The sequence below is a fragment of the Nocardia brasiliensis genome, from assembly GCF_042691675.1.
Lineage (GTDB): Bacteria > Actinomycetota > Actinomycetes > Mycobacteriales > Mycobacteriaceae > Nocardia > Nocardia brasiliensis_D.
The window spans coordinates 2,957,124-2,982,617 of the sequence record NZ_CP170507.1 but is presented as its reverse complement, the minus strand read 5'-3'; the positions used below and the strand labels follow the sequence as shown (position 1 = coordinate 2,982,617).

24 protein-coding genes are annotated in these 25,494 nt (G+C 65.9%); 13 read left to right on the top strand and 11 right to left on the bottom strand.

The annotated features are described in order from the left end of the window. Nucleotides 1–3: 3 nt before the first annotated feature. Nucleotides 4–231, top strand: coding sequence for a hypothetical protein (locus ACFK0J_RS13915; protein ID WP_378740110.1), 228 nt, complete (start codon nucleotides 4–6; stop codon nucleotides 229–231). A gap of 71 nt (nucleotides 232–302) precedes the next feature. Here ACFK0J_RS13915 and ACFK0J_RS13910 read toward each other — a convergent pair whose 3' ends face one another. Both ACFK0J_RS13910 and ACFK0J_RS13905 read right to left on the bottom strand, forming a co-directional pair. Then, on the bottom strand, nucleotides 303–1,451 hold the full coding sequence (locus ACFK0J_RS13910) for a hypothetical protein (protein ID WP_378740108.1): 1,149 nt from the start codon (nucleotides 1,449–1,451) through the stop codon (nucleotides 303–305). 36 nt (nucleotides 1,452–1,487) lie between these two features. Then, nucleotides 1,488–3,035, bottom strand: a complete 1,548-nt coding sequence (locus tag ACFK0J_RS13905; protein WP_378740106.1) for a beta-N-acetylhexosaminidase — start codon at nucleotides 3,033–3,035, stop codon at nucleotides 1,488–1,490. 446 nt (nucleotides 3,036–3,481) lie between these two features. Here ACFK0J_RS13905 and ACFK0J_RS13900 point away from each other — a divergent pair, with 446 nt between their 5' ends. Next, a complete protein-coding gene (locus ACFK0J_RS13900) occupies nucleotides 3,482–5,128 on the top strand; it encodes a lytic transglycosylase domain-containing protein (protein ID WP_378740103.1) in 1,647 nt (548 codons plus the stop codon). 193 nt (nucleotides 5,129–5,321) lie between these two features. Beyond that, complete coding sequence (locus ACFK0J_RS13895) at nucleotides 5,322–5,933, top strand: hypothetical protein (protein ID WP_378740100.1); 612 nt, start codon at nucleotides 5,322–5,324, stop codon at nucleotides 5,931–5,933. Between the two features lie 68 nt (nucleotides 5,934–6,001). On the opposite strand, the gene ACFK0J_RS13890 is transcribed toward ACFK0J_RS13895, so the two are convergent. The 3 genes from ACFK0J_RS13890 to ACFK0J_RS13880 all read right to left on the bottom strand — a co-directional run bounded on the left by ACFK0J_RS13890 (nucleotide 6,002) and on the right by ACFK0J_RS13880 (nucleotide 9,342). After that, the gene (locus tag ACFK0J_RS13890) at nucleotides 6,002–6,814 is read right to left on the bottom strand and encodes a DUF1460 domain-containing protein (protein ID WP_378740098.1); all 813 of its coding nucleotides are present in this window, start codon (nucleotides 6,812–6,814) and stop codon (nucleotides 6,002–6,004) included. A gap of 150 nt (nucleotides 6,815–6,964) precedes the next feature. Next, nucleotides 6,965–8,533 (bottom strand): M1 family metallopeptidase, encoded by a 1,569-nt coding sequence (locus tag ACFK0J_RS13885; protein ID WP_378740096.1) that lies wholly within the window; start codon nucleotides 8,531–8,533, stop codon nucleotides 6,965–6,967. A 68-nt stretch (nucleotides 8,534–8,601) separates the two neighbouring features. After that, nucleotides 8,602–9,342: a hypothetical protein gene (locus ACFK0J_RS13880; RefSeq protein ID WP_378740094.1), complete on the bottom strand. Its 741-nt coding sequence runs from the start codon at nucleotides 9,340–9,342 to the stop codon at nucleotides 8,602–8,604. Between ACFK0J_RS13880 and ACFK0J_RS13875 the strand changes: the two genes are divergently transcribed. Next, the gene (locus ACFK0J_RS13875) at nucleotides 9,323–9,562 is read left to right on the top strand and encodes a hypothetical protein (protein WP_378740092.1); all 240 of its coding nucleotides are present in this window, start codon (nucleotides 9,323–9,325) and stop codon (nucleotides 9,560–9,562) included. The genes ACFK0J_RS13880 and ACFK0J_RS13875 overlap by 20 nt on opposite strands. Nucleotides 9,563–10,177: 615 nt before the next feature. On the opposite strand, the gene ACFK0J_RS13870 is transcribed toward ACFK0J_RS13875, so the two are convergent. Continuing rightward, nucleotides 10,178–11,032, bottom strand: coding sequence for a ParB/RepB/Spo0J family partition protein (locus ACFK0J_RS13870; RefSeq protein ID WP_378740089.1), 855 nt, complete (start codon nucleotides 11,030–11,032; stop codon nucleotides 10,178–10,180). Nucleotides 11,033–11,965: 933 nt separating this feature from the next. On the opposite strand from ACFK0J_RS13870, the gene ACFK0J_RS13865 reads away from it, so the two are divergent. Together ACFK0J_RS13865 and ACFK0J_RS13860 are read left to right on the top strand one after the other, a co-directional pair. Beyond that, complete coding sequence (locus ACFK0J_RS13865; protein ID WP_378740087.1) at nucleotides 11,966–12,364, top strand: hypothetical protein; 399 nt, start codon at nucleotides 11,966–11,968, stop codon at nucleotides 12,362–12,364. Nucleotides 12,365–12,463: 99 nt separating this feature from the next. Then, entirely contained in the window at nucleotides 12,464–12,808 is a 345-nt protein-coding gene (locus tag ACFK0J_RS13860) for a hypothetical protein (RefSeq protein WP_378740085.1), read from the top strand. 759 nt (nucleotides 12,809–13,567) lie between these two features. Here the strand turns inward: ACFK0J_RS13860 and ACFK0J_RS13855 are convergent. Beyond that, on the bottom strand, nucleotides 13,568–15,286 hold the full coding sequence (locus ACFK0J_RS13855; protein ID WP_378740082.1) for a hypothetical protein: 1,719 nt from the start codon (nucleotides 15,284–15,286) through the stop codon (nucleotides 13,568–13,570). A 295-nt stretch (nucleotides 15,287–15,581) separates the two neighbouring features. Here ACFK0J_RS13855 and ACFK0J_RS13850 point away from each other — a divergent pair, with 295 nt between their 5' ends. Beyond that, entirely contained in the window at nucleotides 15,582–15,917 is a 336-nt protein-coding gene (locus tag ACFK0J_RS13850; RefSeq protein ID WP_378740079.1) for an Lsr2 family protein, read from the top strand. 14 nt (nucleotides 15,918–15,931) lie between these two features. Here the strand turns inward: ACFK0J_RS13850 and ACFK0J_RS13845 are convergent, their stop codons facing one another. Further along, the gene (locus ACFK0J_RS13845) at nucleotides 15,932–16,111 is read right to left on the bottom strand and encodes a three-helix bundle dimerization domain-containing protein (protein ID WP_378740076.1); all 180 of its coding nucleotides are present in this window, start codon (nucleotides 16,109–16,111) and stop codon (nucleotides 15,932–15,934) included. A gap of 434 nt (nucleotides 16,112–16,545) precedes the next feature. Further along, nucleotides 16,546–17,271, bottom strand: coding sequence for a LuxR C-terminal-related transcriptional regulator (locus tag ACFK0J_RS13840; protein ID WP_378740073.1), 726 nt, complete (start codon nucleotides 17,269–17,271; stop codon nucleotides 16,546–16,548). 294 nt (nucleotides 17,272–17,565) lie between these two features. Between ACFK0J_RS13840 and ACFK0J_RS13835 the strand changes: the two genes are divergently transcribed. The 5 genes from ACFK0J_RS13835 to ACFK0J_RS13815 all read left to right on the top strand — a co-directional run bounded on the left by ACFK0J_RS13835 (nucleotide 17,566) and on the right by ACFK0J_RS13815 (nucleotide 23,466). After that, nucleotides 17,566–17,706 carry a hypothetical protein gene (locus ACFK0J_RS13835; protein ID WP_378740070.1) on the top strand — a complete coding sequence of 47 codons (141 nt, stop codon included), beginning with the start codon at nucleotides 17,566–17,568 and terminating at the stop codon, nucleotides 17,704–17,706. Further along, on the top strand, nucleotides 17,699–18,541 hold the full coding sequence (locus ACFK0J_RS13830) for a DUF692 family multinuclear iron-containing protein (RefSeq protein WP_378740068.1): 843 nt from the start codon (nucleotides 17,699–17,701) through the stop codon (nucleotides 18,539–18,541). The genes ACFK0J_RS13835 and ACFK0J_RS13830 overlap by 8 nt, the downstream gene beginning before the upstream one ends. Next, nucleotides 18,538–19,299, top strand: a complete 762-nt coding sequence (locus tag ACFK0J_RS13825; RefSeq protein WP_378740066.1) for a hypothetical protein — start codon at nucleotides 18,538–18,540, stop codon at nucleotides 19,297–19,299. The genes ACFK0J_RS13830 and ACFK0J_RS13825 overlap by 4 nt, the downstream gene beginning before the upstream one ends. After that, complete coding sequence (locus tag ACFK0J_RS13820; RefSeq protein WP_378740064.1) at nucleotides 19,299–21,152, top strand: glycosyltransferase; 1,854 nt, start codon at nucleotides 19,299–19,301, stop codon at nucleotides 21,150–21,152. The genes ACFK0J_RS13825 and ACFK0J_RS13820 overlap by 1 nt, the downstream gene beginning before the upstream one ends. Before the next feature lie 259 nt (nucleotides 21,153–21,411). Then, nucleotides 21,412–23,466, top strand: coding sequence for a phosphocholine-specific phospholipase C (locus ACFK0J_RS13815; protein ID WP_378740062.1), 2,055 nt, complete (start codon nucleotides 21,412–21,414; stop codon nucleotides 23,464–23,466). 40 nt (nucleotides 23,467–23,506) lie between these two features. Here the strand turns inward: ACFK0J_RS13815 and ACFK0J_RS13810 are convergent, their stop codons facing one another. Together ACFK0J_RS13810 and ACFK0J_RS13805 are read right to left on the bottom strand one after the other, a co-directional pair. Then, a complete protein-coding gene (locus ACFK0J_RS13810) occupies nucleotides 23,507–23,707 on the bottom strand; it encodes a hypothetical protein (protein WP_378740059.1) in 201 nt (66 codons plus the stop codon). A 161-nt stretch (nucleotides 23,708–23,868) separates the two neighbouring features. Continuing rightward, entirely contained in the window at nucleotides 23,869–24,072 is a 204-nt protein-coding gene (locus ACFK0J_RS13805; RefSeq protein WP_107655522.1) for a cold-shock protein, read from the bottom strand. A gap of 322 nt (nucleotides 24,073–24,394) precedes the next feature. On the opposite strand from ACFK0J_RS13805, the gene ACFK0J_RS13800 reads away from it, so the two are divergent. Then, nucleotides 24,395–25,492: a response regulator transcription factor gene (locus tag ACFK0J_RS13800; RefSeq protein ID WP_378740057.1), complete on the top strand. Its 1,098-nt coding sequence runs from the start codon at nucleotides 24,395–24,397 to the stop codon at nucleotides 25,490–25,492. The last annotated feature ends 2 nt before the right edge of the window (nucleotides 25,493–25,494 follow it).

The following is a 25,494-nucleotide window of genomic DNA, read 5'->3' as shown; positions in this document are numbered from 1 at the left end:
CTCGTGGGCGGAAACATTGCCGGCGCGGGCAAGGGTTTCGGCGTCGCCGGAAATAGCGCGGCAGGCGCGGTCGGTGGCGGTATCACCGGTGCGATCATCCAGGCGGCGACCGGCTCCGGCCTCGATCTCGGGCAGGTCATCGGTCAGGTCGCGGGTGGCGGTGTCGTCGGCGCGGTACTGACCGCGGTGATGGCGATGGCCACCAAGAACCGCCAGACGGTCGACAGGTAGCCGACAGCAGAATTCCCGGCGGTGCGGCCTCGCTCGAGGCCGCACCGCCGGGAATCGTTCAGGCGATACCGTTATTCGTCGTGCAGGCTGTGCTGCAACCGATCGAACTCCTCCTTGGTCATCTCCTCCGGGGACTGTTCCGGCAACTGCCGGGATTCCCGGCTGACCGGGCCGACGTTTCCACCGTCGTATACCACTGACGCCCAATTGTTCTGAGCTCGCAGCGAGGTGTAATTCCGGTCGTTGTTGACACTGGTCCGCACGGCACTGCTCTGGATGGACCCATTGCAGTTCCAGTCGATCGGCTGGTCCGCTGATTGGGTCCGCTTGCGCGTGTTGTCCGGGCAGAAGTACACCGTCCGCCATCCGGCCGCCACCGGGCCGAGGCCCTGGCGCTCCTGCAGCGCATTCTCGTCCAGCGCGGGGGGATTCACGCTGGAGTAACCGAAGTACGAACTACTGTCGGTCTTGGGCACGCCGGAGAACTGGAAACTGTAGTTCATCACGCTCAGGTAGTTCGGCTTGTAGTTGACGTGGTCCACGCCACCGTGTTTCAGGCCGAGATTGTGGCCCAATTCGTGGATGAACGTGCCGACATTCCCGTCGTCGCCGGGGTTCCAGCCACACTTGGGGCCGAGCGAGACAACGAACGTGTCCGCCGGAATGCCCAGCGAAATACCGCTACTGCAACCGTTGTTGTAGGCGTCTGCCCAGATCATGTAATGGAAGACGCGCGAGCGCACGGAGTTGAAGTGGGTCCGTTTGATCGCCGCGACCTGGTCGTCCACCGGTGACAGGTCGTTGTCGTAGGGAACCTGGTTTCCGCCACCGAGGTCATAAGTAGCACCCCGCGCGTTCCCGGCGTCCAGATGAAGGGTGATGCCGGGACGGTTGTCCGGGTTGTTCACCGGCGCGTCGGCGAATACCTTGACGATCCGATCGAGCGCCGCACCCGTCGCCAGGCGGCCGTTCATATAGTCCATCTCGACGAAGATGTCCTTGTGGTTCGGATTCGCGCCCATCTTGGGCAGATCGACGTCTATCTTCCCGTCGCCATTGGCGTCGTAGCCGTTCTTCTCCCACTCGTCGGGCAACGCGTCACCATCGGTGTCGACCGCGGCGACCTCGGGTTGGGCCGCCGCCGTGACGGGGGTGAGTACGGTTCCCAAACCGGCCAGTAGCGCGACGCAGGCGATAATTGTTCTTCGGTAAGGCGACATCTTTGACTCCTTCCGGATCGTGTCGGCACGATCCTGTTATTTCCAATCCACCTGCGGCGAGCGGTAGAAGTTGATCCCCTGCACCGTCCAGATCGGGCTTTGTTTGGCGAGTCGGGTCCGATAGTTGTCCCAGTTGTGGGTCGAGGCCGGTGACCAGCCGATCTCGGCGATACCGGGCAACCGCGGGAACGCCATGAACTCGATGTCCGCACTGGTGCGAATGGTTTCCGACCAGAGCGGAGCCTCGACGCCCGCGAGCTGCTTCTCCGTAACGCCCTGCAGATAGGTGGCCGGATCCCAGTTGTAGGAGTCCTTCACCTCGACGTAGCCGGCCCAGTGCAGGCCGAGCGGAGAATCCTTGTGGTACTTCATATCCAGGTACGCCTTGTTGGCCGGCGACATCAGGATCTTGTTGCCGCGCGCGGCCGCCGCGGCGACGTCGGCGTTGCTGTTCTTCGGATCCCAGTACTGCGGTATCGCCGAGGTCGGCGGGTTGGTGACGACGACGTTGTGCCAGCCCTGCATCTTCTTGTCGTAGGTGGCGAGCATCGGCGTCACCTTGTCGAAGAAGGTCTTGTAGTCGGCCGGCGTGGTGGCGTGCGCCTCGTCGCCGCCGATGTGCAGGTACGGGCCGGGGGTCATCGCCGCCAGCTCGCGGATGACATCTTCGACGAACTTGTACGTGATCGGCTTGGCGATGCACAGCGAGCTGTAGCCCACCTCGATATCGGTGCGCGGCGGCACGGGCTTTCCGTCGCAGTTCAACTCCCCGTAGGAGGCCTGCGCGGCATTGGTGTGGCCGGGCATGTCCACCTCGGGCACCACGGTGATGTGCCGCGAAGCCGCGTACTTGACGATGTCTTTGTACTGCTCCTGGGTGTAGTAGCCGCCCGGATCGCCGCCCACCGCGGTCTTGCCGCCGATCTCGGCGAGCTTCGGCCAGCTCTTGATCTCGATGCGCCAACCCTGATCGTCGGTCAGGTGCAGGTGCAGTGTGTTGATCTTGTACTGGGCGATCTGGTCGATGTAGCGCTTGACCTGGTCGGGGGTGAAGAAGTGCCGGGCCACGTCGAGCATCGCGCCGCGCTGTTTGAAGCGCGGATAATCGAGTACCTTGCCGCCCGAGACCGTCCAATCCCGTTTCTGCACCGTCGTTTTGTTGATATCCGCCGGGAACAGCTGGCGCAGCGACTGCACGCCGCCGAACAACCCCGCCGTGGTGTTCGCCCGCAGGGTGATTCCGTCCTTGGCCACGGTGAGCCGGTAACCCTCGTCACCGATGCGCGGACCGGCATCGCCCAGATCCAGCGTGATTCCGCGCTTGCCCTTGTCGTGCCGTTCCACCACCGGTAAGGGAAAGCCGGTGGCGGGCCGCAGCAGGCTGCCGAGGTATTTGGCGACATCCTGGGCCTGGTGCTCGGCGCGAATCACGCTGTCGGCGGTGAGCCGGAAATTCGCGCCGGGGTCGGGCTTGGCCTCGACGGGCACGGGCACGATCTCGGTGACAGCGCGTTCAGTTGTCTGTGGGTTATCGGCGACAGCGGGACCGGCCAGGCCGGGGATAACCACGGTGGCCAGAGCCACTGCTGCGCCGAATGCAAAGGGGGATAGAAACTTCCGCATAGTGTACCTCCGGTACAACGAGAGGGCACTGAGAAGTATGGAGCAGAGCGCGAGTTCTGACTGGGGACAAAACCAACTGGGGATACCGACTGGTTACCTGCTGTTGGCCACCGATCAACCTGCCGTTGCGCGCATTACCTATTCCCCACTTCTACTGGGGAGCTCCGCGCAGGTCTTTCATGTCATGATTCAGCGCGGTTGTTCAGGAAAAGGCGGCAGCATGATCGGCGACTGAGACATCTGCTCGTACAACAGTTCTCGGCCTTGCTCGGCCGCGTCATTCGGCGTGAGCTCGCGGTGTGGATTGTCTCGCCAGGCAATGTCTGTCGGTGACGGAATTTCGGGAGTCGTTGCGGCAGCACAGCGGTCGCCGCCGCGCTCGACATCCACGAGAGATTGGCGTGCCGATGCGAATATCTGGTCCCACTTCCGTATCCGCGCTGGTATTGATCGGACTGCTGCTCTCGGGGTCGGCGGCGCATACCACCACAGGCACCGCCGACGGCGTACTGACGGCCGCGATCGGCCCCGGTGATCGGGCGGATTCGGCCGCCGATCAATCGATTTACCTCCCTTCTGCCACCGGCGATCCGTCGGAACAGCTCCAGGCCCTTACACCCCCGGAGGTGGAACTGCTGCCGGACGGCACGATTCCGCTGCAGGAGATCTCGGTGCCGGGCGATGGGACCCGCGGCATTCCGGAAATCGTGCTCGCCGCCTATCGCAACGCCGAGTTGACCTTGCAGGCGTCGACACCCGATTGCGGGCTGCCGTGGCACCTGCTGGCCGGCATCGGGAAGGTGGAGTCCGACCACGCCGGGAACGGCCGTACCGACGCCAACGGCACCACCACGGGCGTCATCTACGGTCCGGCACTGGACGGCACACTGCCCGACAACGAGGTAATCCAGGCCGCCGACGGCAGCTACGTGCGCGCCGTCGGGCCGATGCAATTCCTGCCCGGCACCTGGTCGATCTATGCCTCCGACGGTAACGGCGACAACGCCTCCGACCCGAACAACGTTTTCGACGCCACGGTGGCCGCGGGCAAGTACCTGTGCTCGGGCGGGCTGGATCTGCGCGATCCGGCGCAGGAGACGCGCGCCGTGCTGCGCTACAACAATTCGCTCGACTATGCCTCGCAGGTGTTGAGCTGGTCCAACGCCTACAAGACCGGCGGCACACCCGTCCAGGTCGAGGTCGCCGACGAAATCATCCCGCCGGGCAGCACGCCGGAAGGCGACATGCCGGAGGGGGCGGGGTCGAGCATGAGCGTCGGCGAAACGACCGTGCTCGCCGCTGCCACCGACCCAGCGGACCCCGCGGCCGACCCGCCGAATTCCAGTACCGAGCCGCTCAACTCGACCACGGAGCCGCCGAGCACGACACCGGCACCGGACGCCACGGCCACGGGATCGCACCCCACCGCCACGCTGCAGCTGTCGATCCGCGTGACGATCAATGTCCCGGGTAGGGCGCCGATCCCGTGCGGCATCTTCTGTCCGCCGCGGTTGCCGAAGCAGCCACAGCCCAGCACGCAGCGGCCCACCACCACCGCGCCGGCGACACCGACCACGACCCCACCGCCCCGAACACCCACCACCACACCAGAACCCGCCAAGCCGACCACGACCGCCCCACCGACGACACCGCCACCCCCGAAGCCATCTACGACACCCACACCGGCGGCACCTCCCCAGTCCACCTCCGGCCGGGCCGCCCCCGGATCGAGCAACCAGCCGCAGATCGCACCAGCCCCGACCACCCCGACTCCCGCTCAACAAGCACCCCGAACACCGACCACGCCAACACAACCCGCCCCGCCGAAGCCACCCGCACCCGCTCCGTCGGTAGCGCCGACACCAGCGGCGCCCGCGCCGCCCGCACCCGGCAAGCCCACGGCAGGACAACCGACCAACCAGCAGGCACCCGCACCCGCTCCGGCTACCCCCGCCCCCGAGCAGAAGCCGCAAACACCCGCCACCACAGCAGCACCCGCTCCCGCACAGCCGCCCAAGACCACCCCGCCGCCCACACCCACTCCGCCACGCTGAACGTCCGACGAACGCTCAGCCCCAACCAACCTGATCCGCGGCTACGCCCTTTTCGCAGCAGTCGATTCTCGGCCCTGCTCCCCCACGAGGGAGAGTTGCCAGGACGAGCAACCCCCGAACTGTACGTTCGTAGGTACTCCCCATCCCTGGAGCCGGTCGACGAGAAAGCGGAGGTGCGATGCACTGGGATCAGATGACCGCCACACCTGACGAGCTACGCCAGCGCGCGAACCGCGTTCGCCGTGCCGCCGGGCAGCTCGGGGTGCTCGAGTCGATCATCAACGCGGCGGACGGCCCGTGGCTCGGTGCGATGGACGCCGACGGGAAGGGCGCGGCGGAATTGAAGATGCACCTGGCCGGGCGCTATCGCCTCACCGCGGTGGTGACGAGCGCCGGGAAGCTCAACCTGGTGCAGATGACCGCACCGGCGGCCGGGCAAGGTGGCGAGCGGGTTCTCGCCACGAAGACTGCCGTCCGGCGCGGCTGGGATGGCGCCGAGGAGATGCCCAAACAGCCCGACTGGCTCGACTACGTCGTGAACTGGGTCCGCAACGCCAGCGACGACGTGGATCGCCGCGCGGTCGTCGAATGGCGCCTGGACGGCGCCGACCAGAAGCTGGCCGCCATGAACGACACCATCGACAGCCTGCGCACCAGCCTGCTGGAACGAGAACAGCTGCGCGACGAACTCGCCGCCGAGGTCGCGCAGCTGCGTACCGAGCTCGAATCGCTCGACAAGACGGAAAAGCCCGCCGTCGAGGATGTGCCACAGTCCCCTGCGGCCGAACAGGTTCCAGCGGAATAGGACCTGCGCGGGCCCATGACGATCCGCATTCCCGTCGGCACCGGCCGACCGGTGGCGGCTCCCGGCGGCTACTGGGCCCGCAGCACCACTATGCCCGGGACCGAACGGACGTAGTCGGCCAGGCGCGAGTCGACCACCTTGTTGTCGGTAGCGAGGGAAGAGGCGTTGCGGAAGAGCGGGCCCGCGGGGGTGGTGACGACGATGCCGACATGGGTGACGTCCAGGCCCGGTAGGTCGGTGTAGGCGCCGATGTAGTCGCCGGTACGGAGTGCGCCGAGCACAGTGTCGTTCACAGCGGCGCTGGGGATGTAGGTGATGTTGCGATCGACCACCGGCAGCCCGGGGAGGTGATTACCGCCGTCGGCCTTCGCATTGAGGTGCTTGGTGACGGTGACCGCATCGGTGCTCACCGCGGCGGTGACATCGGTGGCAGCGACGCGAGCGGTGTGCGCCCAATCGGTGAAGAAGTGCTTGCGCTGCGAGAAATCGACCCGGCCCCCGGCATAGCGCGTCTCGATCAGGTTCGCCACGAACTGGTCCCGGTCGTTAGACCTGCTGAGCGCTTCGACATAGTCGAGATAGGTGAAGCAATCCACCCGGCGGAAGTCGATGACGAGCTGTTCGGGCCGAGTGGCCGAGCCGACGAGCATGTCGGCGCCGTAGGGCGTGCCGAGGAACTGCCTGGACAGCAGCTCGACCAGTTCGCCCTTGCTCCGCGCGTCCGGCGTGGCCGCGCGCAATGCCAGCAGCTCATCGATCTTCGCCGCGGTGACGGCGTCGATGTTCGCCGCGCTCGGCGTAGCGAGTGCCGCGGGCAGCGTCGATGCCACGCCACCGACGAGAACCAGCATGACGAGCACTACGCGAGCGATGGTGCGCAAGAAGCCTCCAGTAGAGGGGAACGATCGGGCGATACACCACACGGTAGCCCGACCCGTCACACCTGTGCGCGCTACGGTGGGTTGCCGCTGGAGCCTGCGGCGACCCACCGGTCACGACGTGCTACTACCTATGGATTCCTCGCGACTGCGTCATTTCCGATCGCCCCGGCCGAACGGCCAGTCCGGCGCGTCCCCGGACTCCGGTGCTTGCGGAGCCTGCCTGTTCTGCCCGCCCAGGCTGCCCGGGTAAAGGTATTTGTCGGCGGGCCGCTGCCGTCCGTTGAGCCAGGCGTTGAAGAAGCCGTCCAAGTTCTCCTTGGCGCGCGACTGGACGAACTGGCGGAACTCCGGGATCGATGCGTTGCCGTGCTTGTGCTGCTGCGCGAAATCCAGCAGGGCGGTGAAGAATACGTCGTCGCCGATGGTGCGGCGCAATGCGTGCAGGAACAGCGGGCCGCGGGAGTACACGGTGCTGAACTCCTTGCCCTTACCGGGGTCGTACAGCGGTGTCGACCAGACACCGGCCCGATCGGCCGCGGCGAGCGCCCGGTGATAGATCCGGTCGGCATTGCGCTTCTCGACCCGTTCCGGATACAGGATGTCGGCGGTGTAGCTGGCGAAGCACTCGTTCAAGCAGATATCGCGCCACTGTTTGATCGATACCGAATTGCCCCACCACTGGTGGGCGTTCTCGTGGACCACCGTGTTCAGGTCCGTCCACGGTGCGTAGATCGGCCGAGTCTGGGTCTCGAGCGAGAAGCTCAGATCGGTGTCCACATAGATGCCGCCGCCGGATTCGAACGGATACGCGCCGTACAGTTGCTGTCCGAAAGCGAGCACGCCGGGGAGTTTCTTCTCCAGTTCCCGCTTCTGCTGGGCCGCGCCGGGGGCGAAGAAGCTTTCCAAGGGGGTGTTCCCGGACTTCTGGCTCAGTCGGGTGAACTTGTCGATCGCGATGGTCGTCAGATAACCGATGATCGGGTCTTTCGCCTCCCAGGTGACGGTGTGCTTGCCCACTCCGGCAGGCACATCCGACGCCCGGAGTCCGTTCGATGCCACATCCCAGCCCGTCGGCACGGTGGCCCGCACGGTGAAGGTGACCTTGTCCAGTGGCGTGTCGTTGAGCGGGTACCACGTTGTCGCCGAATGGGGTTCACCGGCGGCGAAGGCGCCACCGGACGGGGAATAGGTCCAGCCGTCGCCTTTGGTGTCGCGGGCGGTTCCGGCGTAGTCGACGATGACCGTGAACGGTTGCCCCAACGGCAGTGGCGCGCCCGGAGTCACCACCAGTTCGTGCTCGCCGGTCTTCTGGAAACGAGCGGGTAGACCGTTGACGGCGACGGAACCGACTGGCGGACCAGCGAAGTCGAGGTTGAACGCCGACAGGTTCTGGGTGGCCTTCGCCGTGATGGTGGCCTTGCCGGTGAGGTGATGGGTCGGCGGGTTGTAGTCGATGGCGACGTCGTAGTGCAGCGCGTCGTAGCCGCCGTTGCCGTCCTTCGGGTAGTAGGGGTCGCCGAGACCGTCGGCACCCGGCGTCGGATCCACCGAGCCCGTGGCCGATCCGCCGGCCGCATCCGGTGGCGGCGGCGGATCGGCCACCGCGGCAACGCCGGCCGTCAGGCTGAACGCCAGCGCCAACGCGGACACGGCGACCGGCCGCGAGCGCAGCGCGGCGGGTACCGCGCCCCGCCTGCCCGACCATTTTTGAATTCGCATGGGAAACAACCTTTTTGCTAGTGGAAGGACAGGCGACCAGGCGGCGGAGACCGATGAGCTCTCGGGGACTAGCCGGTGGGCCGGACACCGGGAGGCGTGCCACACACAGCCGGATCCCGCGGGCTGTCGATGTCGGCGCGCGTCCGGTTGGCGTCGCATGCGACACGGTCGCGGCGCTCGGCGTCACTCCAGGTGTCCAACACGCGGCCGGTGTTGTTGGCGTCGACGAAGACGACCCATGTTCCCGGCTCTTGGCCTGCCGTGCCGCCGCGCCTGAGTTCGACCTTGAATCCCGGGACCGCGACACTGGCAGCGGCATCCCGGTCGGCGCGAGCGTCTCGGTCGGCGAGCTTCGGGTCGTACCACATGGCGACCGTCGCGAAAACAGCAAACTGGTCGGTCGGCGTCTTGGTTTGCTCGGCCAGCGTCCGCACTGCGGTGGCCGATACCTCGGCAGGCGGTGTCGTCGCCCCGGCCGGATATTTGCCCTGCGTCTGCTGGGACAGTTCGCCGCTCGCCGAGACGAGCGAGCCATCGGCCGCGAGCGTCTGTGCCACCGTCGCGCCGTAGACCGGTATCGAGTCGATCTCCTGACGCAGGCGAACCGTGGACCCGGCGTCGGTCGGCGATACCGAGTCGACAACGAGGTCGCCGACCGAACGGGCACCGAAGACCTCCTGTACCCAGTCGGCTTGTGCCTCCGCCGCGGCGGGGGCCCCGGACGGTATGCCCGGCGGAGCCGGCAGCGGGTTGTTCGGGATCACCAGCCGGACGGTTCCCTCGGGATCGGTGAACACATTCTTCGGCACGGCGGGCAGTTCGAAACGGCCCGGTGCGGGCGAAGTGGTCGGCGTCGAGGTCGTTGTCGGCGACGGCGACTGGGTGGTGGTCGGTGACGGGGTAGTCGTCGGTGACGAGGTGGTCGCCGTGGTCGTCGGCGACGGGGTGGTCGTAGACGGCTCGGTGGTCGGCGACTGGGTCGTGGACGAGGGCGATCGGGTGGTCGACGACTCGGTGGTGGTCGACTGAATTGTCGGCGACGAGGAGGTGGTCGGCGACTGAGTGGTCGATGACGGCGACGTGGTGGTCGGCGACGTGGATGGAGTATCGGGCGTCTGGGCCATCGCACCGGAACTGGTGGCGAAAACCGTTGCCGCCAAAACGAACACCGCTGTAGCGGAGCAACGAGCCGCTCTTCGTTGTAGGGGGTTCATATCCAAGTAGAACCACGTACGGGGCCGTACTTACGAGTGGGGAGAGACTGGGGATCTCACGCCGCGAGCGAATCGACTGTTCAGGAAGGCGGAAATCCGGCGCAGTGTTCCCCACTTGCGCTCTTTACCAATCCATTTCACCGCAGATGCGTCTGAATATGAAGGCAATCAGCAGGTTTGGTGCGAAGACGATACCACTACGTGACGCCCTTGCCGGGGGACCTTCGGTGCCGCAATCGACGCGGTACCCGCGAGCAAAGCCTGCTCGGCGCCCGTGCGCGAAGTCTGTGCCACGGGCGAAAAGCACCGATGCCGGAGGGAGGGCGTACCGATGTGGATCACGGCGCCGAAGAACCGCCGTCGGCGCGTAGCCTGCATCCAATAATTCGATTCACAAGTTACACACCGTATTACGAGGTAAAATCCGCGCTCATCGGCATTGCAGACGATCACCGATTCGCGTCGCGAAATCCTGCCAGTTGGCCGCGTTCTGCCGTGCCATGTCGAGCACGAGATTCAGGCAGTGCTCCGGGATCCGGTCGGCCAGATCAGCGGACTGGGTCGGCGTGCGCGGACTGGCGTCGAGCCAGCGCAGCACCGTGCGCCCGGTTTCGGTGAGCCGCAACGAGGGATCGCGGCGCAGGCTCTGCAGCACCGAGGCATGGCACACCCGATCCGCGGGCGCGGGCTCTGGCGTGGCGGGCCCGCCCTCCGGGCCGTCACAGGTTTTCGGGCGGCGTTTGCGATCCACCTCCGGTCTGCGCACCCGGCGCATCCGGCCGTCCCGGCCTAATCGATGTCTCGTCTGGGGAACCTCCCCAGACGACTGCCTGCGCACCGCCCCGACCGTCTTGTGGTCCAGTCCCGCCACTTCGGCGACCTTACGGTCCGACCACAGCGGGTACATCCGCATGATGCGCAGCGATGCGGCTTTGCGATCGAGGATCGACAGCGGCAGGCCGTGCGCGATATTGGCCTGCACCGCCAGGACGAACGCCTCCTCGTCCGTGCCGTCGAAGAATCGTGCTCGAATCAACCTGGCCCCCTTCAGTTTCGCTGCCTTCAGACGGTGGGCGCCGTCGATGAGCCGCATGGTCGAGCGATGTACCAGGATCGGCGGGAGCTCCGCTTCGGTATTCGCCAGCACCTGGGTGTGCGCGGCGTCCTCAGCGCGCACCCGCAGCGCACCACCGATGTCTATCGACTCGATAGGGATTTCGACGACTACGTCGGCAACCCCCACACTCGCATCGTCGTCCACGTTCAACCTGCTGTGTTCATTCACGGCGGTACTCCTGCGTTCGAAGCCGAGATCACATTCCGTAGCACATTCGCACCGCCACTGCCGATCCGAGGCACCGCGACTGGCGGGGAACGAATCGGTGCAGTAGACACGCCGCTGTGCCGGGTCGGCGGTGACTAACTAGCGCGGACAGCAATATTTCACATTGGCAGAGGTGCGGCAACAATACGGTGTCAGATGGTCGTGCATTCGCAATCTGGGGATCGCCCCCGAAAGACCCGCACATTATTAGTGACTGGTGTTAACTTGGAGAGCAGAACTCCGATTTCGGAAACTCCCGGTTCCAGCGCGGCCGAGTAACAGGCATCGGCGCAGGTGAGGTTCGAATCGCACCACTTCCCCCATCGATCGCGACCGACTGTCCGCCACCGGATCCGGCGGTTGAAGCGCGTCGCCGCTGCGGTGGCAACACAATAGAAACCCTGACCCAGCCGGGACAAGGTCACAACAAATCGGCGGATTCCGTACGCCCGAAGGAATACCTCAGTTTACCCACTGGAGGCGGCCCGGGTACGAGAATCCGGTCTGCGCGTTCAAGTCCCCTCTCACACACGAACAACGAGGCTCGTTCCGCCGATCTCGAAACCATTTCGTCCGAAGAGTTCACCTATTCGAACAACGCTCAGCACCGATCCATCCTATCATCGGACCAACCGGTCAGCCATGCGACGAACGGAGCGCTCTTGGTTCGCTCACCCGACGAGAGTCCCTGCGCCGGAAGCGATTCCGACGCCCGCTGGCGAATTTTGCCGCGCGCCCATCCCGGGAATGCCGGTGCGCGCGACCCGGTCGGCGTCCGCGCGACGAATATTTCATAGAGAGGGTTATGGGGAATCCGGAAACCGGTGCCGCCGGCTGCGCTGGATATGATCTCCGGCACGGCCGACCGCGCCTACCGAGACCGAGATTGCCGCTATGCCCGCACACCCCCACCTGGCCGACGTGATCGCGGCCCTGCACTGGGACCTCGCCGAGTGGATGGGCTCGAACGCGCCCCCGAAAGTGTTCGACCGGTTCGCCAACGCACTGCACGAGGAGTTCTCGTCGGTGACCACGGTCGGACAGGTCATCGACCGGGACACCCTGCTGGCCGGGCTGTGGCCGGCCCGCAACACCCAGCCGGGACTGGAGATCGAGGTCGCGGATATCGAAGAACTCGCGCACAGCGACACCAACGTCACCGTCCGCTTCGCGGCGGAAAATCAGCTGGGCGACATACGAACCCGCCGACTGGTGACCGCCGTGCTGATCAGGGCCGACCACGGCTACCAGTGGCGCTCGGTCCACGAAACCGCCGTTCCCACCGCGGAATGAACAGTCCTGCCGTCGCGTGCGGAACCGAAGGACCTTAGTAGTCCGATGTACATATGTCAGGTGCCGCACAGTCGCCTCGGTTCGCTCTACACTGGTCGCGTGCCTCTTCGACAGCTGACGGCTGTGTTCGTGTTAGCCCTATCGGCCACCTTCGGCGTAGCCGCCTGCACCACCGAGGGCCCGGGTACCAAGACCGAATGCAACGTCGGCGGCTGCACAGTCAACTTCGCGCGCGGAGTCGACGCCAAGGCCAGCATTCTCGGGGTGGACGCCGAACTGCTTGCCGTGAACGGCAATACGGTAACCCTCAAGGTGGCCGGCCAGGAGGTAAGCGTCCCGGTAGGTGAGACGCAGCCCGCCGACGGCGTGAACGTCACGGTGCAAGAGGTCACCAGCGACAAGGTCGTAGTCAAGTTCGCTACCGGAATCAACACCGGCGGTTAGCCGTTCACCCGCAGCCGGGGACCGGCCCTCGAACAACGGGCTCGGCGTACGAGCGCCTTCCCAGCTGAGATCGACGTGGATGTGATCGGTGTAGGCCTCCGCCTGACCGCACTGCCCGGGATCAGACGCGTTCGCGTACAGGTCGACCGATCGGCCCTCGCCCAACACGTCGGTGTTGGCCTTACCGCTCGAATAGGCCCAGGTGTGGGGTCGCCCCGCACATCGGTGTGGGCGAAGTTGCTCCCGATCCCGAGGGCAATGTCGTTGCCGCAGGCGTCGATCGCGAGTTCGGCGATCTGCGGCCCGGTGAGTCCGGCGATGGTGATGTCGGCGGCCTGCCCGCAGTGCCTGCTGAGCGTCCGCCGCTGTTTACGAGATCGGTAGACCGCCACGTTGCGCGCCCAGGACCGGTATCCCGAATCGCGGGGATCGCCGAACGCGCAGTCGATGGCCGACTTGGCGTCGAGGCGATGACTGGTCAGACTGCACCGTTTGCCGAACCGCTGCTGCATCCCACCCCACGCCGCCGCCGACTTCAGATCGTCCTGAACCGGTTCGCACGTGCCGAGCATTCGCCGAGCGTTAACCGGTGACGCTTCCTCTTCGAAGGACCCGCGAATTCCCGGGCAGGCCGAACACCGCGCACGCAAGCAATTGCGCATGTTCGCCGATCTGCTCTAGACCGAGCTGGGCATCCCGCCCTCGCCGGGACTGTTCGGCCGGGTCGGTATGGTGGCCCTGCCGCCGCACGCTCCGCGATCAGTCGATAGCCGTGTCGCGCTGGGCAATCGACGCCTGCTCCCACACATGAGTGCCTGACGCCGGATGCGAGCGGCGCGCATGCACGGACGCCAGTAGCGACACCCTGGTGCCGCGGGCGGGCACCTGACCGGCGGGCCAGCGGGCCGACACGGTCCGCCACCGGCCCGGTGCGAGATCGAAACCTAGTGTGGCGGTGTGGGCGGGAAAGAAGTCGGCGGGATAGATGGACGGTGTCCCCGTCGTGGCCCGGACGGCGAACGTGACGACGAAGTGGCGGCACGGCCCCGCTGTCTCGAGATTGCGTATTCGGGCGTGAAACCAGTTGTCCTGTCCGGCTTCCGGTGGGATATGTGTGCCGACATGGTCATCGGAGCGACGGGTCCATAGTCCCTGTGCGGTAACGAATTCGACGCGGGCGTCCGGTGTCGACTCGGCGAAACCGTACACGAACCTATGAAAGACATCGACGAGATCTGTTGCCCCGGACCGGGTAACGAGGTGCGCCGCCAACTCCGCTGTACTGACCGGCGTTCCACGGCGGGCGCGGTACAGCTCCGCCATCAGGGTACGGAGCCGATCCGCGCCGATCCGTTCGGCGACACCGCGGAAGAAACGGCCGCCCTCGCCATCGGACAAAGTCGGGGTGGTGCGCTGGAACGGCCGCCGCGAGCAGAGCGCTACCGGTGGCCGAGTGAAATCCACGGGCTCGGTGCGACTGTCGCCGTCGTCGTGGAAGCTGGTGTACGCCTCATCCCACCACCCGTCGGCCTGCGCCGCCGGACTGATGCCGCGGGCGAACCACGAGTGAAGCACCTCGTGATCGAGCGCGTCCACCGAAGTTGTCGCGGCGGTGGCATATTCCATGCCGCCGTCGGCACCATGGAAGTAGCACACGAATCTGGGGCCGAGAAATTCGCCATAGGTGTTCTCGAAGTCCGCGAGCAGCGCACGGATCCGAGCATTCATCGCGGGCAGGTTCTCCGGACCGCCGACGAGTTTCCAGGTCTCCACCACCACCGAGCGGCGCGACACCGGCAGCACGACGGTCGAAGACCGGAACGCCAGCGCGTCGGACGGATGCAATTCGAGCAGCGACGACATCGTGGTGAACCAGGCCGGGAATTGCACCGACCACGCATTGACGCCGACCACTGTCGCCGCGCCATTGGTGATGAGCGAGTGCGCGATCGTCGTCCCGGTGAGCCGCAGTTCCAACGTCCACGGAAATTGGTCGAAGGGCAGATTCGACGGAAACCACGCCTCGAGATACCGGCCCGCGTAGCGATCGGACATGCCGAATGACCAGCGGAGCCGTCCGTTCGACCAGTCCAGTACCGGCGGATAGGCACCGCCGAGGTCGGCGTTCGGGGTTGCCAACTGGTAGGTCACGGTGAGCCGGTGCACCGAATTCGCGGCCTGCGTGACGCCGACGACCCGCACCGTGCTGTGCGGCCCGGCGCCGACCTCGCGCGCGGCGATCTTCGCCGGATCGATCACCGCGCCGTCGAGCAGACAGCTCCGCACGGTTTGGCGCAGATCGAAGATCGGCGACCCGGCGTGCGGGCCGACCAGATAGGTCATCGTCGCCTCGACGGATCCGGTGGCGGTCGCGGCGTCCAGGGTGAGGACCGCGCGCAGGTTCTGAATGTGCATCGGCACCGCGCGAAGCCCGCCGACCTGTGTCGGAGGTGGCGCGTTGGTGAAGTCGGCCCGCATGGTTCCACCATGCGGCCGCGGCGTGGCCGGGCGCGTCGATATCGCGTAGTCGGTGCGGATCCGCTACAGCGCCGTCCGCGGGCTGGCCGCCGACCGCTCCGGTGGCGAGTTCTCCCACAACCGATTTCGCCATCCACATTTCCCCCGCCTTTCGGCGAACACACACTCTCGACATCATCAGACCGCACGCCCGGTTTTCTCACCTGAGTAGAGCACTACCTGAATTAGCGCAATCGAGGCGACGGTCTACGATTATCGCTTCCACACATACGAGCGTTTACGAAGGGGAAATTCGATGGCACGCAAGGTTGTCGTGACACTGGTCGATGATTTCGACGGCAAGTCACCGGCCGAAGAGACGGTGCGCTTCACCTTGGATGGGCTCGCCTATGAGATGGATCTGTCGGCACGCAATGCCGAGCGGCTCCGTGGCATCTTCGCGGAGTGGACAGCGGCCGCCCGCAAAGTCGGGCGGGCACCACGGGGTACGAGCAGCCGCGTGCGCTCGACGGCCGGTCGGGAGCAGACCGGAGTCATCCGGCAGTGGGCGCGCGATAAGGGTATCGATGTGTCGAGCCGGGGACGGATTTCGGCCGAGGTCGTCGAGGCGTATCAGAAGGCGAGCCGGTAAGTCCCCGGCGAGGTTCAGCCTACGATCCGCCGGATTCGTTCGCGCGCAAGCAATTCGGTCATTTCGGTCAGCGAGTCGGCCAAGAGTGGGTGCAGTTCGGCGTGCGCCTGCGCGACGGCCGCGTGGATCACCGACTGCGGCACCGTCGGGAATTCCGCACTGAGCCGTTGCGCGGTCATGCGACCGGCGGTCATCGTTTTCGCCCATTGCCACGCCAGATCTGGTGCGCTTTTATCTGACCTGCTCGTCGGCGGCGCCAAGAGGTGGATCGCTGCACGACGGTCGGAAAGAGGCATGTATTCCTCCAGAGTCAGCATCCATACGGAGCGAGCCACGCTTCGGGACTCGAGGAAAGTAGTTGGACTCTACCTCGCCAATGGCGACGAGCAAAGATCGATTTCCGAATTTGCTGATGGAATCTCGTGCCCGGCAACCGGTATCACCCGCAGGGGGCGTTATTTGACGTTCCCACAGGTCACAGCTAGCACCGACCGCTCGACCGAAACTTCCCACTCGTTCGAACTGGACGATTGCCTGATACTTTGGCCACTACCGTCACCAGTGCTCGGCTACTCGGGACAAAAGTCGAATTGCGCAGGCGGATTCGGTAAGGAGCGTGCCGCATTGTTCAAGGCGAGCTGCCGAGGCCCGCGTCTCTGGCCCGGACGATCGCGTTCGCCCGGTCCGCCACGCCGAGCTTGGCGAAGATGCGGGAAAGGTAGTTGCTGATCGTTTTCGGTGCCAGGTTCAGCTCGGCGGCGATCGAGGCGTTCGGCAGTCCCGCGGCGACCAGGGCCAGCACGTCGAATTCCCGTGCGGTCAACTCCGGAAAGGGGCGGGCCCGGCCAGTGGAGCCGGACAGCATGGTGGCGAGCCTGCTGCCGATCTGCGGACTGAATACCACCCACCCGGCCGACACCGCGCAGATCGCGCGCAGGATGTCGTCACGCTCCGCGGCGTTGCGGAGGTAGCCGCCCGCGCCGGCGCGGATAGCGGCGAATACCGACTCGTCGTCCTCGGCCATGCCGAACACGAGTATCGCGACGCCCGGCGCGGACCGCACCAATTCGCCGATGACGGAACCGCTTTCGGGCTGCCGCCACAGACCGAGAATCAGCACGTCCGGCCGGTGCAGCACCGCCTCCCGCACCGCACCGTCAATGCCGGTCTCGGCGACGACGGTGATCCAGTCGGCGGAGCTGAGCAGTGACCGTAACCCCGCCCGGAGGACCGCGTGGTCATCGGCGAGCACCACGGTCAACCGGCATATGCCGGACAGCGGCGAGCCGATATCGTCGAGTACCGAAAGATCGGACCCCAAGGTTCGCTGTCGGCAAGTGGACTCGGACAGCACAGTTCATCACCCCCTGGCACAGGCCTACTGGTGGATCCGGTTCCGTGCACCGAATGATCGGACCGGTCAGCTGCCTGAGAATGCCCTGGGCAAGACGCGAACGGGAAGCTTTCGGACCGCTGACCGAACCCGAAATCGACTGCCCCCCAGCGGTTCTCGACAGACCATTCGGTACGAATAGCTCCTTCCCGGCCGGTCGGGAAAAGTTCCCGGTCACTCGGGGCCGTACTCCCTGGTCGGCCGTCGGTGACCGGCACATGCTGACTACTGCAAACCTGACGAAAGGTGAGAACAGTGTCGGTCACAATGGAAATCAACGATCCATACCTCTTCGAGCGGGTCGCGCTGGTGGAGGACGAGGGCGCAACCGCGGACCGCGTCATGGGCGTACTGCCGTGCTGCAGTTGCGGCGCCTGCTGCCGCTGCTATGCGTGAGTTCGACCTCGGCAGCCTGCCGGCGCTCGGAGTCGGTCTCGGATATCGCAGGGAACTGGACGCCGCGATCATGGCGAACCAGGAGTCGATCGACTGCCTCGAGATCATTACCGAGAACTTCCTCGAGACGCCGGTAGGCGGTCCACTGGAACTGCTGCGGGACCGGTTCCCGTTGACCCCACACGGGGTCGAGATGTCGATCGGCACCGAAGGGCCGCTCGATACCGGCTATCTGGACGATCTCGCGGACCTGGTGGCCCGGGTAGACGCACCGTGGTGCAGCGACCACCTGTCGTTCACGCGGGCCGGTGGTGTGTCGATCGGACAGCTGACACCGCTGCTGCGCACGCGGGAGATGGCCGAGGAGATCGCGGGCAAAGCGCGCCAGGTGCAGGAGCGCGTCGGCACGCCGTTCCTGCTGGAGAACATCACCTACCATCTGGACTTCCCGGCCGAGTTGTCCGAGGCCGAGTTCATCACGCGCGTGGTCGAAACGGCGGGCTGCGGACTACTTCTCGATCTCACGAACGTTTTCATCAATTCGGTCAATCACCGGTACGACCCGGTCGAGTTCCTGAATTCGATTCCGCTGGAACGGGTTGTGCAGCTGCACCTCGCGGGCGGGTACTGGTCGGACGGCACGCTGCTCGACTCGCATTCCGCGCCCGTACCCGGCGAAGTGTGGGAGCTGCTGGATTATCTGGCCGGGCGCGCGCCCGCGGTGCGCTGCGTCATTCTCGAACGCGACCAGGAGTTTCCGGACGACTTCGATGAACTCACCGCCGACCTGCGCCGGGCCAGGGCGGCGATCGGTGCGGTGGCGGTGGGCCGGTGAACGGCAGCGGTTTCCAGCGAGCGTTGGCCGAGCTGCTGACGACCGGAAGCGCGCGGGCCATGTTGGCTGAGCGGCCCGCTGAGCTCGCCGCGCGGTTCGCGCTCTCCAGCGCCGAGCTGGACTTGCTCGCCGCGGCCGACCGAACACAGCTGGACATCAACGTCCGCTCGGTGACCAACAAGCGGCTGGACATGCTGGCGCGGTGTCTGCCCGCGACCCTGTCGGCGGCGGCGCATGAGCACGGCTTCCTCGACGAGTTCATCCGTCGATATCCACCGGCCCACGCCGATGGCCAGCAGAACCACAAGCGAGTTCTGGCCGAGGGGACAAGGTTTCTGGACTATCTCGTGACCAGTGGCCGGGACGATATGGCCGACCTCGCGAGGTACGAGGTGCTGCGGCTGGAGTTGTTGTTCGACCCGGCGGCCACCGTCGCGGCCGAACAGGCGAACGTCACGCCGGGCGCGTCGGTGCCGGGCGCGTCGGTGTTGGGGGCGCATGTGCGGCTCGCCGAGTTCGACAGTGATGTGGTTGCCCAGCACAACGAGTGGCTGCGCAGTGGTGTGGTGCCCGAGGGCATGCGGGGAGATCCGATTCGCATCGCCTTGGTGAAGGTTGCCGGGCGGTCGGCACTGGCGTGCTATCGCCTGGGCGACACGGCTTTTCGGGTGCTGCGAACGGGCGCGCCATTTCCGCCCGAGGCCGCGGCGGTGGTGCGGTTTGCCCGGCAGGAACGGCTGTTCGAAGGGACGGGCTGATGCGAATCTGCGCGGTGATGAAGTATCCGCCGATCCAGGGCGGGGTGAGCGCGCACTGCTACCGGATGGCTCGGGCGCTCGCCGAACGCGGCCACCAGGTGGATGTCGTGACCAACGCCGACGAGGTCGAGGACGACTATCGGATCTGGTTCGACGACAGCGACTTTCAGCGCCTCGCAGCGACCTTTCCCAATGGCGGTGCGGTGCGGGTGATCGCGTCCGGACAGTGGGAGCGCGCACGCGCGTACATTCCCGCCGCGAATCCGTTCGCCACCAAACTCGCCGCACTGGCCACCGAGGAAATTCGGCTGCATGGCGCGGATCTGGTGTTCTCCGCCTATCTGGAACCCTATGGGCTGAGCGCACATCTGGCCGCGTCGTGGACCGGGGTGCCGCACGTCGTCCAACACGCGGGCAGCGACCGGACCCGGCTACTCGATCACCCGGAGCTGGGTCAGGCCTACCGGGAAGTGTTGCGGCGCGCGGATCTCGTCGTCGGCGACCGGAATCTGACCGGCCTCGGCATTCCGCCGCACCGGATCGCACCCATACCGAAGGCCGCGCTGCCGCCGGAGTTCACGCCGGATGGTCCGGCGGCCGACCTGACCGCCCTCGTCGCACGGTTGGGTGAATCGCCATGGGTGCGCAACACTTCCCCGCTCGACCCTGCTGTCGCCACCATCGGTGTCTACGGCAAACTGGGCGTCGTCAAAGGATCGTATGACCTGATCGAAGCGCTCGCGCGGCTGCGCGGGCGCGGGCTGCGGTTCAACTTCCTCGTCATGGCGGGCGGTACCGAGCGCGAGAAGTTCCTCACCGCGGTAGACGAACTGGGGCTCACCGAGGTGACGTGGACACTTCCGTTTCTGCCGCCCTGGCGGGTGCCCGAGGTGTTGCGGGCGTGCACGGCGGTGTGCGGTTTGGAGCGGAATTTTCCGGTAGAGGTGCACCGGCCGGGGCTTCCGATGGAACTGCTCAGCTGCGGCACCTGCGCGGTGCTGTCCGCGGAAGTGGTTCGTACCCAACCCCATTGGCCGGAGTTGCGCGACAGAGCGCGGGTCGTCGAAGATCCGCGCGATATCGACGGATTGGCGAAGGTGCTCGCCGAGGTGATCGAGGATCCTGCGGCGGCGGTCGAATTCGGGCGGCAGGCGGGCAAGCAGCTTCCGGTGGCGGCCGATGACGAACTGGGTGCCGCGTATGCGGCGATGTTCGACGCCGTCGTGCACGGTGGTCCCGCCCAGTCCGCCGCCGACGCCGTGCTGCCGTTGCTGCATCGGCACATGCCGATGACCATGGCCCTGCTGAACGGGCGAGCCGAGCGGCTACTGAGCCAGGTCGCTCCCGTCGGTGTGCAGGATTTCGCGGCAATGCTGGCCGAATCAATCGATGACGACGCCGAGCTGGAATATCCCCTCGACACCATTCGCGAAGTTGTCCGCTTCGAGCAGCATCGCCTCTGGCTCGCCGTCGATACGGACCATGCCGCGGTCGAACCTGCCTTTCCCCGCTCGGCAGTTGCTGCGCGACAGCCAGACTTCGGCCAGTTGCGGCCGGTTTGCAGCGCGCTGCTCCGAATAGCCGAGTTCGCTGTGGACGTGGATGCGTTGACGGCTCGCGGTGAGATCGTCGACAGCGAGCCGTGGGTATGCGCGTTCCACAAGCGCCCAAGTCTCCGGGGACGCATATTCCGGCTGACACCGGCGACCCGTGACCTGCTCGGGCTGTGCGACGGGACACGAAGCGTCGAGGAAATCGCCGATATGGCCGTGCGTGCGCACGACGCGCCACCGACCGCCGTAGCGGAACTGCTCCGGCGCTTCGCCGTCGAGCAGGTCGTGCAGCTGCGCTAACCGCCAGGCACTCGCCCGGGCGGCCAGCCCCAAAGAACGCCACCGTACCTGCTGGGTGCGGCAGAATCGGCGGAAGAGTTCCATCTCTATCCGTCAACAATTAACCAGAACTTTGCCCTAACTGGCTTATCCCCCGCTCGTTCTGTTTCGCGCCACAGGGCGTTCACCGCGAATCTATTTTCAACCGAGACCATCGCGGAAGAGTTCCGCACATTCTCTGCTCTGCACGCCAATCCCATGTCGGATCGAGAGGAATGCTGTGCCCCAGGTAGGTTCGGGTTTCCCCAGAAGGCGATTCATCGGGAGCGCGCTCGGCGCGGCCGCGTTGACCGGCGGGCTGCAGGCACTGCCGTCGGGTATGGCCGAGGCGCTCGCGGCCCCGAGCCGGAAGGGGACCTTGGGTGACGTCGAGCATGTGGTGATCCTGATGCAGGAGAACCGTTCGTTCGACCACTATTTCGGCACGATGCGTGGGGTGCGCGGGCTCGGCGACGCGACCGCCGTAGTCAAGCCGGACGGCCGCAATGTCTACTTTCAACCGGATTCGGGTCGGTCCGACGGCGGCTACCTGCTGCCCTTTCATCTCGACACCGGCGTCGTCGACGGCCAGGACATCGGGGATCTGCCGCACGGCTGGGCCGATCAGCATCGAGCGGTGCGCGGCGGCTGGAATGACGACTGGACCGCGGCCAAAGGCGAGATGACAATGAGCTACTTCAGCGCCGCCGACATACCCTTTCATCGCGCACTGGCCGACACGTTCACCGTCTGCGACCACTACTTCTGCTCGGTCCTCGGGCCCACCACACCCAACCGGCTCTATCAGTGGACCGGAACCATAGATCCCGCAGGGCAATACGGCGGCCCCGCGATCAGCAATCCGGCCAACTACAACCCCGTATATCGCTGGACCACCTATCCGGAACGGCTGCAGGACAAGGGGATCACCTGGAAGGTATACGCCAACGACGAGGTAGGCGACGACTCCGGCCGCCACCCCTTCGTCGGCGACTACGGCGACAACCCGCTGTGGCTGTTCGACGCATACCACGATCCGAAGAACACCGAACTCGCCTCGCGGGCAAAGGTATTCGGCGCACAGAACTGGAAGCCCGATTCCGGGCAGGGCAAGAATGTCGCGCACGTGCTGTCGGATTTCATCGCCGACTGCGCCGCCGGGCGGCTACCCCAGGTCTCCTGGGTGGTGGCTCCCTACGGGTACTCCGAACATCCCGCCGCCCGTCCCGCCGACGGTGCCGCTTACACCCACGCCGTACTGAAAGCGTTGTGGGGGAATCAGAATCTATGGAACTCGACAGCCCTGCTGATCAACTTCGACGAGAACGACGGGTTCTTCGATCATGTGCCGCCGCCGATGGCACCGGCGGGTACGCCCGGCGAATACGTCAACGGGCAGCCCATCGGTCTCGGACCCCGGGTGCCCATGCTGGTGATCTCACCGTGGAGTCGTGGCGGCTGGGTGAATTCGCAAGTGCACGACCACACCTCGGTGATCCGCTTCCTGGAAAAGTGGACCGGCGTCGACGAACCCAACATCTCGGCTTGGCGCCGCTCCATCTGCGGCGACCTCACCGGGTGTTTCGATTTCAGCGCCGCCGACACCACCATCCCGCTGCTGCCCGATGCCAATGCCCTTCGGGCACAAGCTGACGCGACGCAGAGTTCGCTGCCGAAACCCGCTCCCCCCGCCGCGGGCAGCCAGCGGCCGCCGGAGCAGGAATCAGGGACCAGGCCGGCCCGGCCGCTGCCCTACGCCCCGGTGGTGAACGGAATCCTCGGCCCGGATGGCGCACTGACCACGACGTTCCGCAACACCGGCGCGGCCGATGTGCAGTTGGCGGCGTATCGGGCCGACGGGCGCACCGACGGGCCGTGGCGCTACGACGTGAAATCGGGAGCCACGGTCACCGATACCTGGAGCGTCCAGAACTACGCCGACAAGAAGTACGGCATCGCGATACACGGACCCAATCGGTTCCTGTGGCGGCTCGCCGGAACTTCGACGTCGCCGCTGGAGGTGACCGCTTCCTACACCCCCGACCTCAAACTGCACCTGTCGATGACGAACAAGGGCAAGGCGCAGGCCACTGTCACCGTGCGGGCCAACAGCTACCGCACCGACGGGCCGTGGACCTTCACGATCGCGCCCGGACAGACCACCACCGATACCTGGAACGCGCTCCGCTACGGCAAAGGCTGGTACGACCTCTCCCTGACGGTGGACGTCGACCCGAGCTATGAGCGGCACTTCCGGGGGCACATCGAGAACGGCCACCCGAGCGTCACCGGTTGACGCCGGTCGAACTGAGCCACGCGCAGCCGACCGGAGTAACTCAGCGGCGGTGCGCCATGTCGTACCACTGGTATGGCACAGACCAGTCCCAGCAATCGTCCTGCGGGTCGGCAGGTTCGGCGGGGTTGGCCCGAGACCACTCGAGGTAGGAGCTGGCCGACCCGCCCGCGCACGCGCCGCACAGGATCAGGCCACGCAACAGGTGACGCCACAGCGGGCGAAGTGAGATGTGTCGCCGCATCGCGACCTCCTCGGCAGTGACGGTGGTTCCGCAGAGGCGTTGCCTCAGGTCACGGACGATACCGGCGCACTGCGGGGCGCGGACGCGAATCGGTACGACTACCCGAAAAAACGCAAAAGCCCCGCACCCAGAGGGTGCGGGGCCTTACCAAGCTGCGTCGATCAGATGGCGCGGACGTCCTGGGCCTGCGGGCCCTTCTGTCCTTGGCCGACCTCGAACTCCACACGCTGTCCTTCTTCAAGGGACTTGAATCCCGAGCCGGACACGGCGGAGTAATGCACGAACACGTCAGCGCCGCCACCGTCTTGTGCGATAAAGCCGAAGCCCTTTTCGCTGTTGAACCACTTCACACTGCCTTGAGCCATGTTTTTACTTCATCTTTTCTGTAGATGAGCCAGGCAAATCACTTCGATAAGCCCGATCTCACTGGACAACCATGTCACGGATCGGCCGGATTCCCTATCGAATACCGCCGTATGTGAGCTAACCGACACTCCACGGTCCGACGCCGAGCCGCCGAGCGACCCCCGGACCCCTCGATCCAGCGATGATCGTTCGGGCCGCACCAATGCGCCAGGGCCGCAACGCTTGCCACATCATGCGAGCCCGACCTCGTTGTGCCCCAGCGAGGTTGGCCAGCCAGCCGAATCGGCCGACGACGGGGCCGCCGCGGACAATACTTGGTGCATGCGGGCCAAAACGCTGGACCAGGTGACCGCGGGCGTCGAGCGTGCCTGTCGCACCGTCTCCGGTGTCGTCGAACTCGAACGTGCCGTCTGCGCGAGCTTGCGCGAGGCCGTGCCCTTCGACGCGTGGTGCGCACTGACCGTCGATCCGGGTTCGGTCCTGCCGACCGGCGGCTGGCATCGCGAGGGGTTGCCGCTCGAGTACATGAATCCGATGCTCGAGATCGAGGCAGGTGGGCAGGACGCCCTCGCACTGCCCACTCTGGCCCGCAGCTGTCGGCGAGCGATGACCTTGACCGCGGCCACCGGCGGACATCCGGAGCGAAGCAGGCATTATCGGGAGATCCTGGTGCCCGCGGGCATGACACGGGAGATGCGCGTGCTGTTCGGTGACAATGCCAGTGTGTGGGGTGCGTTGGTGCTGTTTCGCAGCGCGGACGCACCGGATTTCGCCGACGCCGACGCCCAACTGATCGGCGATGCCACCATTTCGGTGGCAACCGCGATCCGCAGGGAGATGGTCCTCACCGAGATCACCGCCGACGACGCCGCCACCGGTCCCGGCCTGGTTCTGCTGGACCGCGACCTGCACCCGACCACCATGTCCTCGGCCGCCGCGCGGTGGCTCACCCAGGTCGATGACGGTATCGACCCGCACCGCGAACTGCCCTTCTGCGTACTGACGCTGGCCCACCGGGCGTGGTCACGTCCAGGCCCCGCCCGCAATCGGATCCGCTCCCGCACCGGCCGCTGGCTCACCCTGCACGCCGAGCAACTCCCCGGCGCCGCCGACCAGGTGTCGATCATCATCGAAGCCGCCCGACCCGTCGAAATCGCGGCTCTGATCGCCGACACCTACCGCCTCACCAGCAGGGAACGCGATGTCGTCGGGCTACTCGCCAGAGGCTTCGCCCGCACCGAGATCGCCCGGCTGCTAACGGTTTCCGCCTACACCGTCGACGACCACATCAAGCGGGTCTTCGGCAAACTCGAAGTCCGCAGCCGGGCCGAACTGACCGCCAAACTCTTCTTCGACCAGCACCTGCCCCGCATCGAGAACGAGGTGCCGATCGGCGGCACCGGCTGGTTCCTGCGCTGATC